Annotated in this window: 11 protein-coding genes and 1 pseudogene; 10 read left to right on the top strand and 2 right to left on the bottom strand. The window is 30.3% G+C overall.

Annotated features, from left to right (window positions below):
* Position 1 precedes the first annotated feature (1 nt).
* From ACEG17_RS01830 to ACEG17_RS01815, 4 genes are all read left to right on the top strand, one after another.
* Positions 2-1,417 (top strand): hypothetical protein, encoded by a 1,416-nt coding sequence (locus tag ACEG17_RS01830; RefSeq protein ID WP_372582335.1) that lies wholly within the window; start codon positions 2-4, stop codon positions 1,415-1,417.
* Complete coding sequence (locus ACEG17_RS01825; protein ID WP_372582334.1) at positions 1,374-2,273, top strand: serine/threonine protein kinase; 900 nt, start codon at positions 1,374-1,376, stop codon at positions 2,271-2,273. The genes ACEG17_RS01830 and ACEG17_RS01825 overlap by 44 nt, the downstream gene beginning before the upstream one ends.
* A gap of 164 nt (positions 2,274-2,437) precedes the next feature.
* Positions 2,438-5,101, top strand: a complete 2,664-nt coding sequence (locus ACEG17_RS01820; protein WP_372582333.1) for a molecular chaperone — start codon at positions 2,438-2,440, stop codon at positions 5,099-5,101.
* 15 nt (positions 5,102-5,116) lie between these two features.
* Complete coding sequence (locus ACEG17_RS01815) at positions 5,117-6,376, top strand: efflux RND transporter periplasmic adaptor subunit (protein ID WP_372582332.1); 1,260 nt, start codon at positions 5,117-5,119, stop codon at positions 6,374-6,376.
* A 176-nt stretch (positions 6,377-6,552) separates the two neighbouring features.
* On the opposite strand, the gene ACEG17_RS01810 is transcribed toward ACEG17_RS01815, so the two are convergent.
* Positions 6,553-7,707, bottom strand: coding sequence for a CapA family protein (locus tag ACEG17_RS01810; RefSeq protein WP_372582331.1), 1,155 nt, complete (start codon positions 7,705-7,707; stop codon positions 6,553-6,555).
* Between the two features lie 163 nt (positions 7,708-7,870).
* Here ACEG17_RS01810 and asnA point away from each other — a divergent pair, with 163 nt between their 5' ends.
* Positions 7,871-8,887 (top strand): aspartate--ammonia ligase, encoded by a 1,017-nt coding sequence (gene asnA / locus ACEG17_RS01805; RefSeq protein ID WP_372582330.1) that lies wholly within the window; start codon positions 7,871-7,873, stop codon positions 8,885-8,887.
* Between the two features lie 484 nt (positions 8,888-9,371).
* On the opposite strand, the pseudogene ACEG17_RS01800 reads toward asnA, so the two are convergent.
* A pseudogene (locus ACEG17_RS01800) lies at positions 9,372-9,725 on the bottom strand (DIP1984 family protein); the annotation flags it as partial.
* A 366-nt stretch (positions 9,726-10,091) separates the two neighbouring features.
* Between ACEG17_RS01800 and ACEG17_RS01795 the strand changes: the two are divergent.
* Genes ACEG17_RS01795 through lplA form a run of 5 tightly spaced genes read left to right on the top strand, consistent with a single transcriptional unit; the run spans position 10,092 to position 15,966 of the window.
* A complete protein-coding gene (locus ACEG17_RS01795) occupies positions 10,092-11,057 on the top strand; it encodes a thiamine pyrophosphate-dependent dehydrogenase E1 component subunit alpha (RefSeq protein ID WP_026746700.1) in 966 nt (321 codons plus the stop codon).
* Between the two features lie 15 nt (positions 11,058-11,072).
* Entirely contained in the window at positions 11,073-12,065 is a 993-nt protein-coding gene (locus tag ACEG17_RS01790; RefSeq protein ID WP_372582329.1) for an alpha-ketoacid dehydrogenase subunit beta, read from the top strand.
* A 39-nt stretch (positions 12,066-12,104) separates the two neighbouring features.
* Positions 12,105-13,139: a dihydrolipoamide acetyltransferase gene (locus ACEG17_RS01785; protein ID WP_178934977.1), complete on the top strand. Its 1,035-nt coding sequence runs from the start codon at positions 12,105-12,107 to the stop codon at positions 13,137-13,139.
* Between the two features lie 55 nt (positions 13,140-13,194).
* Entirely contained in the window at positions 13,195-14,928 is a 1,734-nt protein-coding gene (gene lpdA, locus ACEG17_RS01780) for a dihydrolipoyl dehydrogenase (RefSeq protein WP_372582328.1), read from the top strand.
* Between the two features lie 45 nt (positions 14,929-14,973).
* A complete protein-coding gene (gene lplA / locus ACEG17_RS01775; protein WP_372582327.1) occupies positions 14,974-15,966 on the top strand; it encodes a lipoate--protein ligase in 993 nt (330 codons plus the stop codon).
* The last annotated feature ends 315 nt before the right edge of the window (positions 15,967-16,281 follow it).

Genomic DNA, 16,281 nt, shown 5'->3' with positions numbered 1-16,281 from the left:
AATGGTAAAAAATATAAAATTAAATACTTTCTTTTTTAAGGAATATGCACAAATTGCTGAAAAAAACACTTATTCGGCATATATTCCAAATGAAAGCAAAGGAATATGGTGTATTACTGACTTTGATGAAAAGACAAATGAAAAAATGCAGGAAAAGTTAGAAATATCTCAAAAAATTGAAAAAAGTAATGTTGAAAACAAGAAAATTGATAAGACAAATTTAGCAAAAATTGGAGTTCATAAAATTATTGAAAAATATTTGGAAAATAATGAATTTTCTCTAGAAAATATAAAACAGATTATACAGTCTTCCGTTGATAAAGTGATTTTTGAGAAAACAAAATTATATAAATTTCATAAAGCTGAAAAAGATTTTGATTTAAAAAATTTTTATTCGCAAATTGTTATTATTATTGAAAAAAATAATATGATTGTTGGAAATATGGGGAAAACTGAATTTGTTTTGTATAGGGAAAATAGAATTGTGGAAAAGATAAGTGGTAAGCAATTCAAAAAAATAAGACTGAAAAAATATGATTATTTGCTGGCTGGGAGTCCTGAATTTTGGAAAGTTGTTAATGAGAGCGAAATTGAGGAGATTTATGTTGATAGGAAAAGTAAATCAAATGTCGAGCAGAATTTAAGTCAACAGATAAAGGCTAGTGAGAAAAAATTGGGAAAAGTGATACCATTTTTGTCGATTTTTGTTGAAGATATTGAAATGGAAAAGAATTATGAATTGTTAGAAAAAGAAATTAATGAAAAAAATCAAAAACAGGAAAAAGTTGTAAAATATATATTTTTGGCTGTAATATTTGTGTTTATGTTTGTTTCTGTCGGGAAAAATATTCAAAAGGGTAACTTGAAAGGTGAAAGAAAAGAAAAAGTAAAAAATATAATGGCTGAGAAAATTATAGAAAAAGCAAATTTGATGAAAGCTAATTTAAACAAACAATCAGAGATAGAAAGAAATAAAGTTAGACAGAAAAATATTGAAGATGAAGTTGAAAAAACTTTGGAGAATAGTGATCTGGTTGAAAATGAGAAGGTAAAAAATAAAAAGATAGAAAATGAAGAAATAGAAAAAAACTATGCAAAAAATTTGGAAATTACTCAAAATATTATAGAAACTAAAGAGAAAGGAGCTGAAAAATTAAATAATTCAAGAATAAAAAAGAAAGTTTCTAAAAATAAAAAATATAATAGAAAAAATTTGAATGCAGATAATAGAAATTTTAAAAAAAATTATAAGGTAAAAAGTAATGGGATTTCAAAACTTGAAAAGGAAATTGAGAAAAACTGGGAAATTCTTGGGCGTGATAGGAATGGGAATAATTTTGTGAAAAATAGAGAATTTAAAAGGGAAAAGAAGAATGGATTTTTTATCAAAGGGAACAATATTGAATGGGAAGTATAAAATTTTAAATTATGTAGCTAAAAGTGATTTTTCCAATATTTATATGTGTGAAGATAGACAAGGAGAAAAAGTAATTATTAAGGAATGTTATCCTTCAGAAATTGTTATGAGAAATGGAAAAGAGGTTTTCACTGAAAAGTATAAGAAGGATTTTGAAAATTTGAAAGAAAGTTTTTGGAAAGAAAAATGTATTTTGGAGAAATTTTTGAAAAAATCTAAAAGAAGAAAACGGAAATTTGTGGATGATGTTGTTAAATTTTTAGATTTTTTTAGTGAAAATGGGACAAATTATATTGTTACTGAATATTTTCGTGGAGTTACCTTGAAAAAATATATTTTAGAAAATCGGATAAAAAATGGAAAAATGAGGATAAATCATATTTTGGAAATATTTTTTAAAATTGCAGAAGTAGTTTGTAAAATTCATAAAAAGGGAATTATTCATTGTGATTTGAAGCCTTCTAATATTTTGATTGATATTAGGGGAAATATTAGGATTATTGATTTTGGAGCGAGCTTGAAAAAGAAGGAAAAGGTTGAGTTTGTTAAGGTTTCAGATGGGTATTCGCCGATTGAGATTTATTCAGAGAAAGTAGAGATTGATGAAAGAACGGATGTTTATTCGCTTGCTGCACTTTTATATTTTATGCTTTGTGACATGAAAGTGGATGGGGCAATTAAGAGATTTTATAAGGCGGAACTCGAGTTTGATAGAGAGGTTATTTTGAGATTTGAGAAGATTGAGAAATTTAAGGAAGTGGAAGAAGTTATAAAAAAGGGGCTGGAGTTTGACAGGCAGAAAAGGTTTGGAAGTGTTAGGGAAATGATTGAAAAATTGAGAAAAATTTTTGCTTAAAATAAAAACGTTTTAATAGATTTGATTTTATAACAAGCTAGAGAAATTTCAATAAAATCTATGTTTATAACTTCATATTTTGGATTTTAAATTTACAAAATTAAACCAAAACTTGAATTTAAATAAAGTATTTATTATTGATAACTAAAGGGGACAAGGTAAAAATGAGATTATTTTATGAAGAGGAATTGCGAAGAAAATCTTATTATGAGATGTATCAGATTGCAATTGAGGAACATTTGGTAAATGTACATGTGGAAACGCCCACAAGAGAGGAGCTTATCTCACTTTTGATGAAATATAGAGGGATCAAGGAAAATTACTGTATTGACAAGTATAATAAAAACGGGCTTGTGAATGTTCAGGAACTTTTTGATAATAAACTTGGCGAGAGAATTCATCATGAGAATAAGATACGGGTGCCACACAAGATTATTTTATACAAGGAGCTTTATTTGATGAGGGAAGACAATTATAAAATTGAGATTCCTGAAAATGTGAGCAGTGCAAATGTTTTTCTTATAAATGCAAATAACTACTTGTGTGGGATTTTCCAGCTGGAAAAGGATTTAAATAGCAGAAATAAGTATTTTCTGATTAGTAAAAAGGAATTTTTTAGAGTCGAAACACTGAGAAATAATAAATTTTCATTTTTGTTCTTTAAAGAAAATGACTTAAAATTTATTCATAAGTTTTATAATTTGAAGGAAGACGAAATGATGCCGCTTTATCCATACCAGATGGATTATTATAAAGTTGAAATTGAAAATTTTGTTGTGAAAAATCTGGAAACTACGAATACACCGCTTTGTATTGATTTTGGGACAGTAAATACGGCTGTGGGGGCATATTTAGATAAAAATTATGTGAAGGACTTGCCTACTAATGATATTTTGAATGGAAATGTCGTGATAGATGCTATAAATTATGTAAAATTTGATGATGGCGAGAGACGTTACTGTGAGATTTTTCCAACGTTAGTTTATGTTGATGATTGCAGTGATGCTAATAATATTAAGTATTCATTTGGGTATGATGTGGTAAGAAAGCTGGAGAGAAATGACTATATTGTCAATGGCTCGATTTTTTACAGCTTGAAAAGGTGGGTTCATGAGCATAATAAACTTGAGAAAATTAATGATGAGTTTGGAAATATTTTGTATGTGAAAAGAAAGGATATAATAAAGGCGTATTTGAAATATGTCGTGAATCGTGCTGAATACATGTTTAAATGCAAATTTAAAAAAATTCATGCTTCAAGCCCTGTAAAATTAAAGGAGCAGTTTTTGACGATGTTTCAAGAAATTTTTATGGTGGAAAATAAATTTAATAAAAATCAGAATTCTGAAATTTCTGAAAAAAATATAATTTCAAGCGAGAAAAATTATGAATATGAGATTATTCGTGAAAATGCGATGGATGAAGCGATTGCAGTGCTGTATAATACAATTGAGATACAGATAAGGAAGGGGAGATATAAGGAAAACGAGGAATATAGTGCTTTAATTATTGATTGTGGTGGCGGAACGACAGATTTGGCGGCTTGTAAGTATGTGATTAGAAAGGATAGGATTTCATATTATCTGGATATAAGAACGAGCTTTGAAAATGGGGATGAGAATTTTGGTGGAAATGACTTGACTTACAGGATTATGCAATTTTTGAAAATTGTGCTTGGGGCAAAGTATTCTGAAGATAGGGTTGTTTCTATTAATGATTTGATAAAATATGACAATGATATGATTTACAAGGTAATTGATGACAGCGGTGTTGAGAAAATCTTTGAAAATCTGAATTTGGAATATGAAAAGTATGAAAATGTGATTCCTACAAAATATTCGCAGTTTGAGAATAAAATGAGTGAAGAATATCAAAAAATACGGAATAACTTTTATATGTTATGGGAAGCCGCTGAAAATCTTAAAAAAGAATTTTTTACATCCGATGGAAGACTGCGGACACGTTTTGATGTGCCTAGAAATTATGAAAAACGGAATGATATTCATATAACGCAGTTAAAAAGCTGGAAAATTCATATTTATAAAAATGGAATATTTACCACAATAACAGATTATCCAAGACATATTTTTACTATAAAAGAAATTGAAAAAATCGTAAAAGCTGATATTTACGGAATGCTTAGAAAATTTTTGAATACGTATTATAAGGAAGGGCTGCTTTTTGAATATTCATTAATAAAATTAAGTGGGCAGTCAACGAAAATCAGTACATTTCAGGAAGTACTAAAGGAATTTGTGCCGGGAAAGATGATTGAATACAAGGAACTGAGCCATCGTGATGATTACGAGCTAAAACTGAACTGTCTGGATGGAGCTATAAAATATCTGGATTATAAGCGTTTTGGGCATATAGATGTGGAAATTGTGAATGAGGTTCCGCTTGTACCGTATTCTGTGTGGGTGGAAAAATACGATGGGGGAAAAGTGGAAATGATACAGACTTCACGAAAGGCTGATATTCTGATTGGACAAATTGACAAAAAGATTTCTGCTGAAGAACTAAAAATTTATGTTTATACTGCAGAAGGCGAATTGAAAAAAGAAATGATTTATAAAAATGAGGATAATTATGAAGAAATGGATGCACAGGAAATTTTGCCTGAGTTTACAAATATCATTTCTCAAAATGATACCGATACAATTCAAAATAACACAGTAAGATTTTTTATTTATACGGATTTGAACAACTGGGGATTTTTTGTCGTTCCAATTCAAAGGAAATCGGATCAGCTTTATCTTGGACGAAAGGAATATTTTCCTTATGAAGATAATTTAAGTGAAAATTCCTATTTTGATGGAAACCACTAAAAAAGGAAGAGAAATTTGAGAAAAAAAGATGAAATAATTTGGATAATGCCCACAATTTTTATTTTTATTATTCTTTTTATGATAAAATTTTGTACTCCGAAAGTTAATCAGAAATATGTTATTGAAAAAATAACACGTGAAAATCTTGAACTTTTTGTGGATATGAAAGGAATTGTTGTTGCACATAATATTACTAAAATTGGACTGGATGTGAATTTATCCGTTGATGATGTTTATTACAAGGCTGGAGATTTTGTAAAAAAGGGCGATGTAATAGTGAAATTTAGCGATTATCAGAAAAATGGATTGAATGAAAAACGTACGTTATTAGTGATTAAAAATCGAGAATTACGAAATTTGGAAAAACAAAAGGAATTGGGAGCTGATGTTAGTCAGAAAATTCAGGAATTAAGCGGAGAAATATCAGGATTGGAAATTGAAATTAAAGATGAAATGAGAAATACAAGATTGATTCAGAGAAGTGTAAGAAGTCCATTTGATGCTTACATTGTGAAAATTAATACAGTGAAAGGCGGAATTAGAAATAAAAATGAGCCTATTTTGATTCTTGCAAAAAAGGAAGATTTAAAAATAGTTAGTGAAAGTTTGAAAAGTGAGAAAGTTAAAAATCTCAATATTGGTGATGTTGCCGAAATTAGTATTTTTAGGAGAAAAGATAAAAAAAATGGAGAAGAAAAAACACTTGAAGAATTAATTGAAATGAAAAATGATAAAAATAAGGAAATTTTGCAAGATAAGGATAAGACAAAAAAGAATTCAGATTTATTTTCTGAAAAAAAAGTTATTGAAGCAGAATTATTTAAGATTAATAAAATTGGGGATATGAATGTGTTTGAGTTTTTACCAACTTTATTTAAGGATTTGTTTTTAAACGAGCAAGTGGATATTCGTGTGATTTATAAGAAAAAAGAGAATATTCTAGCTATTCCAAAAAAGGCTGTTATTTTTAAAAATCAAAAAAACTATATTTATTTGATTGATAAGAATAATTTGGTTAAAGAAAAGGAAGTGTTTATTGGGATGGATAATGGAGAGAAGATTGAAATTTTTGGAATGGATATTGGAGAAGGAATGGAAATTATTGGGAATCCTGATGATAAAATTGGGAATAATGTGATTGTGGAACGAAGGAATATTAAGGATGAGGAAATTGAAAAGAAGAAAAAGTTGGAAAGGTTAGAGCGGGAAAATGAAAAGCTGGGGAATAGAATGAATGAGAATGAGAGAGAGATTATCAGACTGAAGAGAAAATAAAAATCAGGATTTTTTTATCCTGATTTCCAGCTATATTTTTTAAATTTGTGAAAAATAAAAGAAAAAGTTTTTAATTCATACTCAAACCTATTTTAAATTAAACTGCTAAAATTATATAAATTTATGGTTTGAGTAAAATAGTCATAGCTTTTGAGTTTAGTTTTAAATAAGTTTTACTATAGATCATTATTCTTATTAATTTTTCCTTCTTCGTTGATAGAAAACCCATTTCCATTTGGAAAATCAGATTTATTTAAGGAAATTATCTTTTTTATTGCTAATTTTTCTGAATCTATAAAAGGACCTAAACTTCTGTAGGTTTGTCTTACTGGAATAATTTCTCCAGAAATAAAGTCTCCTTTATTATTTATTTTGATTTTAAAAATAGGTGCAATTCCCATTGAACCAGAAACATTTATTTTTCCAAAAGTTGCAAAATTTCCTCCACTATATGAAATAAATTTATTTTTGTAAAGTTCGACTGCTCTTGTAACATGAGGGCCTTGCCCAAAGATTACATCAGCTCCATTGTCTATAGCAAAATGGGCAAACTCATAAACATTTCCTCTATCTTCGCCATGAAAAATTTCATGTCTTTTAGTAATGTGTTCAGCATTAGCACCTTCGGCTCCACCGTGAAACATAACAATTACAATATCAACTTTTGATTTTAATTCAGAAATAAGTTTTTTTGCATAATTATAATCATTTAGTTTTACAGTAGCTGAATTTGGAGAAAATGAAATAAATCCAAATTTTTTTCCATTTTTTTCTAAAATCGTACTTTCAGCAATATTTTTAATTCCAGAGTATTTTATTCCTAAATTATCAAGATTTTTAATAGTTTCCTTAATCCCGATTTCTCCAAAATCATTACTGTGATTATTGGCAATGCTCAAATAGTCGAATCCAGCCTGTTTTAAATATGTCCCATATCTTGAAGGCATGCGAAAAGCATAACACACATTTGGATTATTACAGCTTTTGGGAGTTCCGCCTGTATCAAATAGTGTTCCTTCCAGATTTCCTGCAGTTATGTCAGCATTTTTCAGTATATTTTGCGTATTTTCAAGAATATTGGCATCATTTTCAGGAAGCAGATATTCAAAAGGGTAATTTGATCCAAGCATTATATCTCCAACGCCAATTATTGTGAATTCTGTCTTTTCATCAAATTTATCATTTTTTTGAGTATTTGATTTTTTAATGTCGGTTGTTTTTTCAAAATTAATAAATTTATTCCTAAAATTTTTAAAATTGGGATTTATTATGATTATTGCAAGTATAGAAACTAAAATAATAAATAAAATTAATAATAGATATTTTTTCATAAAATCCTTTCATAAATATTTTTTATAATTCAATTATATTTTACATATGTTTATTATAAAAAGCAATAGGCACTAAGCTTTAAAATAAAAAAATTTGACAATAAATAATAATTTTGATACCATTTAAAAGTAGAATAAAAAAACTGGGAAAGAAGGAGAGTATATGTCAAGTATTATAATTCCAAAAAATTATGATTCCAAATACGGAATTATGGAAACAGAAATTGCCATAAAAGTGGCGAAAGACTGTTTTGAGAGAGAACTTGCAAAAGCATTAGATTTAACAAGAATTTCAGCACCTATGTTTGTTAGAAAGTCTGCTGGGATTAATGATAATCTAAATGGAGTCGAACGTCCTGTGGCTTTTGAAATGAAAGAAATGCCAGATACTACATTGGAAATTGTGCATTCACTTGCAAAATGGAAAAGAATAGCATTAAAGCAGTATGGTGTAGAGGCTGGAAAAGGTATTTACACAGATATGAATGCCATTAGAAGAGATGAAGATCTAGATAACACTCATTCAATTTACGTGGATCAATGGGACTGGGAAAAAGTTATCTCAAAAGAGGATAGAAATTTAGAGTTTTTAAAAGAAACTGTAAAAAAAATCTATCAAGTCTTTTTAAATACAGAAAAAGAATTGACAGATAAATTTAGCAAATTTGAAAAATTTTTACCTAAGGAAGTAACTTTTATAACTTCACAAGAGTTAGAAAATTTATATCCTGAATTGACTCCAAATGAAAGAGAAGAAAGATTTGCAAAAGAAAATGGCGCAGTATTTATTATGCAAATTGGAAAAATGTTAAATTCTGGACAAAGACATGATGGGCGTGCTCCAGATTATGATGATTGGGAACTAAATGGAGATTTGATTATGTGGAATCCAGTTCTTGATAGTTCGTTAGAATTATCATCAATGGGAATCCGTGTAGATAAAGAGGCGCTAGAACGTCAATTGAAGGAATTGAACTTAGAAGAACGAAAAAATCTTGATTTTCATAAAATGCTTTTAAATGATGAATTACCGTTAACAATCGGTGGAGGAATCGGACAGTCGAGAATTTGTATGTTCTTGTTACAAAAAGCGCATATTGGAGAAGTTCAGGCTTCTGTTTGGACTCCTGAGATCGTAAAAAAATGTAAAGAAAATGGAATTAATCTTTTGTGGTATTAAGATGAAAATATAAATCAAAAAGAAAAAAGTGAATTACTAATTAATTTTAGTTTTTCACTTTTTATATTGTTTTTATTTTTTTATAAACTTAAGATAAATCAAGTCTAACAGGATTATAATAGGATTTTTTTAAATAAACTTATTTACTGTAAGTCATGTTTAAAAAATATAAATCAAAAAGCCACTTTATATTTAACAGTCTACATATTGTAACTAAAGTAATCCCGCAACCCAACCTCGATATTACTAATTAACATATGGTAGTAACATTTACAATGATTCGTACTGATGTAACAATACTGGGATTAATCGTAATTTTTGTAACTTCCCCGCATTACGTCATTTTGTAGGATATTTTTTTCCTAATATCCAAAGGCTTATGTTCACCTTAATAATATCTACGCCCAAAATTTATTATGAATTTTCTAATTAAAGAATATAAACCGAATATTTTTAAATAGAATTTAGTGTAAGTTATATTTTTCTATTCTTCAATCAAATCAATAGTCCAGTTTGCCTGCTGTAATTTTGTATCAGTTTCACGAATTTCCTTAGACAATTTATCTAGCTGCTTTTGCTGTGCTGGAACATTAACCGTACTAAAAACCTTTATTTCTGTTGAGGAATAAAGATTTATCTTTTGGCTTGCAATTTCTATAAATTCACGCAGAATTCCTGCTTTTTGTGAAAGAGTATCTTTTTTTGCAATTAGTTCAACTAATGAAATCCCATCAATTTTTGAAAGAGTATTCGTTTTGTTTATTTTTATTATTAAATCATTTAGCTGGGAAATTAAGTCATCTAATTCAGTTAATAAAAATTCGGGATTTTCAGCAGGTTCTTCATTTTCTTAAACTTTAGCATTATTATTAAGTCTTGTTTTTAACTGTGAAATTCTTTTTTGAATATCGGCACGTAAAATAAGAGCTTCAACGATTTTCATTTGATTTATCCTCCAATTTTCAATTTTTTAGTACTTTAAAGTATAATGTAAAATTTATAAAATGTAAAGGATAATTTTGTATAATAGAAAAGATTAAAGTTAGTAAAAGAAATAAGTACTTAAAAGATATTTTTTTAACTTGTAAATATCTATTGTAATGATTACAAAATTATGATAAAATTAACTGGAAAATTTTGAAAAACAAAATATTGATTGTTAAAAATTTATAAAGATATAAAAATATATTTAATGGAGGGAATTATGGAACTATCAAAAGGTAAATTGCTGAATATTTACGAACGAATGCTTAGCATTAGAAATTTTGATTTAAAAGTAAATCAGCTTGTGAAAAGAGGAATGGTGCCTGGAATGACACATTTGTCAGTAGGAGAAGAAGCGGCGAATGTTGGTGCTATTGCGGCATTGAATGCTGATGATCTTATTACATCTAATCACAGAGGACATGGACAGGTTATTGCTAAAGGGATTGACTTGAATGGAATGATGGCTGAAATTATGGGAAAGGCTACTGGAACTTGTAAAGGTAAAGGTGGTTCGATGCACATTGCTGATTTAGAAAGTGGAAACTTGGGAGCAAACGGAATTGTTGGTGGTGGACACGGAATGGCAGTTGGTGCAGCTTATACTCAAAAAGTAAAAAATACTGGGAAAATAGTGGTTTGCTTTTTCGGAGATGGGGCTACAAATGAAGGAAGCTTTCACGAAGCAATGAACTTGGCGTCAGTATGGAATGTACCTGTTATTTTTTATGCAATTAATAATGGATATGGAATAAGTACTTCAATTAATAGTGTTGCAAAAGTGGAGCATCTTTATCAAAGGGCTGCAGCTTATGGAATGCCAGGATATTTTATTGAAGATGGAAATGATGTTCTTTCAGTTTATGAAACTTTTGAAAAGGCTGTAAAGGATGTGAGAGAAGGAAAAGGACCTGTATTTATTGAAAGCGTAACTTACAGATGGTTCGGACATTCGAGTTCTGATCCTGGAAAATACAGAACAAAAGAAGAAGTTGACGAATGGAAGTTAAAAGATCCTAACTTAAAATTCAGAAATTACTTACTTGAAAATAATATTGCAACAGAGGAAGAATTAGTAGAGCTTGAAGAAAAATCAAAAAAACAGATTGAAGATGCAGTAGAATTTGCAAAAAATAGTCCAGAACCTACGTTGGAATCTGCATTTGAAGATATATTTGCGAATTAGAAAAGGAGATAGAAAATGGAAACAAAGTTGATGTCTGTAAAAGAGGCAATTATTACAGCAATGTCGGAAGAGATGAGAAGAGATGAAAATGTATTTTTAATGGGAGAAGATGTAGGAATTTTTGGAGGGGATTTTGGAACATCAGTTGGAATGCTGGATGAATTTGGGCCAGAAAGAATAAAAGATACTCCAATTTCAGAGTCGGCAATTTCTGGAGCTGCAGTTGGTGCTGCAATGACAGGGCTTCGTCCTATAGTTGATGTAACATTTATGGATTTTATCGTTTATATGATGGATAACATTGTAAATCAGGCGGCAAAAACTAGATATATGTTTGGTGGAAAAGGACAAGTGCCAGTAACATTCAGATGTGCGGCAGGTTCTGGAGTGGGTTCGGCAGCACAGCATTCACAGTCACTTGAATCTTGGTTTACTCATATTCCAGGAGTAAAAGTTGTTGCGCCAGGAACACCTGCGGATGTAAAAGGGCTTTTAAAATCAGCAATTCGTGATAATAACCCAGTAATTTTCCTTGAATATAAAGCACAATACAATATGAAAGGTGAAGTTCCTACAGACCCTGAATTTGTTATTCCTTTAGGAAAAGGTGAAATTAAAAAAGAAGGAAAAGATATTACAATTGTAACTTATGGAAGAATGCTGGAAAGAGTAATGAAGGCAGCAGAAATTGTAGAAGGTGAAGGAATTAGCGTAGAAGTTGTAGATCCAAGAACATTAGTTCCATTAGATAAGGAAATTATATTAAATTCTGTGAAAAAGACTGGAAGAGTAATTTTAGTAAATGATGCTCACAAAACAAGCGGGTTTATCGGAGAAATTTCTGCAATTATTTCAGAAAGTGACACATTTGACTATTTGGATCATCCAATAGTAAGATTAGCAGGGGAAGATGTACCAATACCTTATAATCACACTCTTGAAACAGCGATGGTTCCAAGTGTGGAAAAAATTGTAGAAGCAATTAGAAAAGTAAAAAATAAACAATAAAAAATATATAGGAAGAAATAAAATAGAAAGGAAGAAGCTATGGAAAATAATGAGTTAAGAGCTACTCCTGCAGCACGTAAATTAGCACAGCAGATGGGACTTGATCTTTTTCTTGTGAAAGGTAGTGGAGCAAACGGACGTGTTCATAAGGAAGATGTAGAAACATTTAAATTTGAAAATCATATTAGAATATCGCCACTTGCAAGAAAGATTGCGTTGGATCATAACATTGAGCTGGAAAGTGTTGTTGGGACAGGATACAATGGAAAAATAATGCGAGATGATATTTTGAAATTGATTGCTAAGCCACAGGAAACGGAAGATTTGGCAAGACATGAAAAAGCTGTTGTCGCAGAAGAAAAAGCAGTTGCACAGCAGGATATAGAAATTGTGCCAATGTCAGCAATGAGAAAAGTTATTTCAAAACGTATGACAGAAAGTTATCTAACAGCACCTACATTTGCACTTAATTACGAAATTGACATGACAGAAGCTATTGCACTAAGAAAGAAAATACTTGATACAATTTTGGAAAGTACAGGAAAGAAAATTACAATAACAGACATTATTTCATTTGCAGTTATAAAAACTTTGTTAAAGCACAAGTTTGTAAATTCAAGTTTGTCAGAAGATGGGACACAGATTATTCTGCATAATTATGTAAACTTGGCGATTGCAGTAGGATTTGACGGTGGACTTCTTGTGCCAGTTGTAAAAGGTGCAGATAAAATGACACTTAGCGAATTAGTTGTTGAATCTAAGAAGATAGTGAAAAAAGCATTGGATATGAAGTTGACACCTGATGAGCAAAGTGGAAGCACATTTACAATAAGTAATCTTGGAATGTTTGGAGTACAAAGCTTTAACCCGATAATAAATCAGCCAAATTCAGCAATCTTGGGAGTTTCTTCTACAGTTGAAAAGCCTGTTGTTGTAAATGGTGAAATTACAGTTCGTCCAATGATGACTTTGACACTTACAATCGATCACAGAGTGGTAGATGGACTTGCTGGAGCTAAATTTATGCAGGATTTGAAAAATGCTTTGGAAAATCCAATTTCTTTGTTAATTTAAAATTAGATAGAAAATATGAAATGTAAAATTATTTGAGTATAAAGGAGTGAATTTTATGGCTACAGAGATAATTATGCCTAAAGCTGGAATAGATATGACGGAAGGGCAGATTATAAAATGGAATAAAAAAGAAGGGGAAAAGGTAGAAGAAGGGGAAATTTTACTTGAAATAATGACAGATAAGACAAGTATGGAACTGGAAGCTGAAGCATCAGGATATTTGATAAAAATAGTAAAAGGAGATGGAGAAACTGTACCTGTTACAGAAATTATCGGATATATTGGTGCAGAAGGAGAAGCAGCTCCAGAAGCAGGTTCAGCAAATACAGCAAGTGCAGCTCCAGCACAAGCTTCACAGCCAAAATCAGAAAATGTGGCTCAACCTGCACCTAAAAAAGAAAAGGCAGAAGATGAATTTGATGTCGTTGTAATTGGTGGAGGGCCTGCTGGATATGTAGCGGCAATTCGTGCAGCTCAGCTTGGTGCAAAAGTGGCAGTTGTAGAAAAAAATGAATTTGGAGGAACTTGTCTGAACAGAGGATGTATTCCTACAAAAACATTCCTTAAAAATGCTGAAATTCTCGAAGGTATCGAAATGGCAAGCAAAAGAGGAATTATTTTGGAAAGTGAAAAATACACAATTGACATGCCAAAAGTTGTGCAGTTGAAAAATGAAATTGTTAAAACATTGACAAATGGTGTAAGAGGACTTTTAAAGAGCAACGAAATTAAAATGTTTAATGGAGTTGGAAAAATCAATAAGGATAAAGATGTTGTTGTAAATGGAGAAACTGTTTTAAGAGCTGATAAAATAATCTTAGCTGGTGGATCGAAAGTTGGAAAAATCAATATTCCTGGAATTGAAAGCAACAAAGTTCTTACAAGTGATGACATTTTAGACATACAGCAAATTCCAAAATCACTTACTGTAATTGGTGGAGGAGTTGTTGGAATTGAGCTTGGACAAGTGTTCTTATCATTTGGAAGTGAAGTTACAGTTGTGGAAATGATGGATAGAATCGTACCAGGAGTAGACAGGGAATCTTCAGCTGTACTTAGAAAAGAGCTTGAGAAAAAAGGAATGAAAATATTAACTTCTACACAAATTAAGGAAATAGTTGATGATGGACACAACTTAACGATCAAAGTTGACGGACATGATGACATTGTTTCTGAAAAAGCATTATTGTCAATCGGAAGAGTACCTGATTTAGAAGCTATTGGAGAAATTGAGCTAGAAATGGAAAAAGGTCGAATTAAAGTTGACAAATATATGGAAACAAGTGTACCTGGAATTTATGCGCCTGGAGATATAAATGGAATTAAGATGCTTGCTCATGCAGCATTTAGAATGGGAGAAGTTGCGGCTGAAAATGCGGTTCAAGGAAACCATAGAGAAATCAGACTTGAAACAACTCCATCGGCAATTTATACAGTGCCAGAAGTGGCAATGGCAGGACTTACAGAAGAAGAAGCAAAAGCAAAATATGACATTAAAGTTGGTAAATTCCAGTTCGCAGCAAATGGAAGAGCGTTGGCTTCAGGGGAATCAGCAGGATTTGTAAAAGTTATAGTTGATAAAAAATATGACGAAATTCTTGGGGTGCACATTGTAGGACCATCAGCGGCAGAAATGATTAACGAAGCATCAGGGCTTATGGCAATGGAAATTACAGTAGATGAAGTGATTAAAACAATTTATGCTCATCCAACTTACTCAGAAGCTCTGTTTGAAGCATGTGCAGATGCATTAGATGAAGCGATTCATTTACCTAGAAAAAGAAAATAATAAAAAAGTGAAATAAATTGAAATTTTGAAAGGAATTTTAAACATATGAAATATTATGTTAGTAAGTCAAATGATCCAGCATTTAACATTGCTTTGGAAGAATATTGCTTTAAGCAGCTGCGTGATATTGACGAAATATTTTTACTTTGGATAAATGAGCCAACAATTGTTGTAGGAAAATATCAAAATACAATTGAGGAAATTAACACAGAATATACTCGTGAAAAAGGAATTCATGTTGTTCGTAGAATTTCTGGAGGAGGTGCAGTTTACCATGATTTAAACAACTTAAACTACACAATTATTTCCAATAAGCAGGAAGATAAGGAAGGCTTTAACTTTAAGGAATTTTCAAAGCCAATTATAGAAACTCTAGCAGAATTGGGAGTAAAAGCAGAATTTACAGGTAGAAATGATTTGGAAATAGATGGACAGAAATTTTGTGGAAACGCTCAAGCATACATAAAAGGACGTGTAATGCACCATGGATGTCTATTATTTGATGTAAATTTTGGAGAATTAGGAAATGCATTGAAAGTTTCAAAGGATAAAATTGAGTCAAAAGGCGTAAAATCAGTAAGAAGCCGTGTTACAAACATACTTCCTCATTTGAAAGAACCTATCACGGTAAATGAATTTGGTGAAAAAATAATGGAATATATGAAAAAACAGTATCCAGATATGAAAGAGTATGTTTTTAGCAAAGAGGAGCTGGATTACATTGCCAAGAGAGCTGAAATTAAGAGAAGCTGGGAATGGAATTACGGAGAGTCGCCAGAATTTAATATAACTAGAGGAAATAGATTTGAAAATGGTAAAATCCAAATTTTTGCCACAGTAGAAAATTCCAGAATTAAAAATATCAAATTCTATGGAGATTTCTTTGGTAAAAATGAAGATTTGAGTGAAATTGAAAATCTTTTGAAAGATACGAAATATACAAGGGAAGCTGTGAAAGAAAAATTAGAAACAGTTGATATTGGTGAATATTTTTCTAGATTTACGGTAGATGAAGTTGTGGAAGTTATTGTTGAGTAGCAATAATATGTTCAAATTTTTAAAAATTGAACTAATAAATCAATTAATTTTTAAGCTTGATTTTAAAATATAACTTTAGTAAAAAAAAATAAGCACTTTGGAAACAGAGTGCTTTTTTGAAATTAAATTTAAAGTGCATCCAAAACTTTGGACAATCAAATGAAAAAAACTAATTTTCTGTTTGTTAAAATATAATTTTAGAGAGATATTTAATTGCGGACAAAAGAAGTATAAGCTACACAGATGAATTTAAAAACCCTGTTGGATTGAAATTTGAATATTAAAAATCTTAAAAAAATTCTAAAAAGAGGTAAT

Source organism: Leptotrichia hongkongensis, assembly GCF_041538065.1.
In the GTDB taxonomy this organism is placed as follows: Bacteria; Fusobacteriota; Fusobacteriia; order Fusobacteriales; family Leptotrichiaceae; genus Leptotrichia; species Leptotrichia hongkongensis.
This window is presented reverse-complemented; position numbering and strand designations above follow the sequence as displayed.

Bases quoted from the DNA above. Each gene is read 5' to 3' on its own strand.
- ACEG17_RS01830 (WP_372582335.1), top strand. From the start codon at position 2: ATGGTAAAAAATATAAAATTAAATACTTTCTTTTTTAAGGAATATGCA.
- ACEG17_RS01825 (WP_372582334.1), top strand. From the start codon at position 1,374: ATGGATTTTTTATCAAAGGGAACAATATTGAATGGGAAGTATAAAATT.
- ACEG17_RS01820 (WP_372582333.1), top strand. From the start codon at position 2,438: ATGAGATTATTTTATGAAGAGGAATTGCGAAGAAAATCTTATTATGAG.
- ACEG17_RS01810 (WP_372582331.1), bottom strand. From the start codon at position 7,707: ATGAAAAAATATCTATTATTAATTTTATTTATTATTTTAGTTTCTATA.
- asnA (WP_372582330.1), top strand. From the start codon at position 7,871: ATGTCAAGTATTATAATTCCAAAAAATTATGATTCCAAATACGGAATT.
- ACEG17_RS01795 (WP_026746700.1), top strand. From the start codon at position 10,092: ATGGAACTATCAAAAGGTAAATTGCTGAATATTTACGAACGAATGCTT.
- ACEG17_RS01790 (WP_372582329.1), top strand. From the start codon at position 11,073: ATGGAAACAAAGTTGATGTCTGTAAAAGAGGCAATTATTACAGCAATG.
- ACEG17_RS01785 (WP_178934977.1), top strand. From the start codon at position 12,105: ATGGAAAATAATGAGTTAAGAGCTACTCCTGCAGCACGTAAATTAGCA.
- lpdA (WP_372582328.1), top strand. From the start codon at position 13,195: ATGGCTACAGAGATAATTATGCCTAAAGCTGGAATAGATATGACGGAA.
- lplA (WP_372582327.1), top strand. From the start codon at position 14,974: ATGAAATATTATGTTAGTAAGTCAAATGATCCAGCATTTAACATTGCT.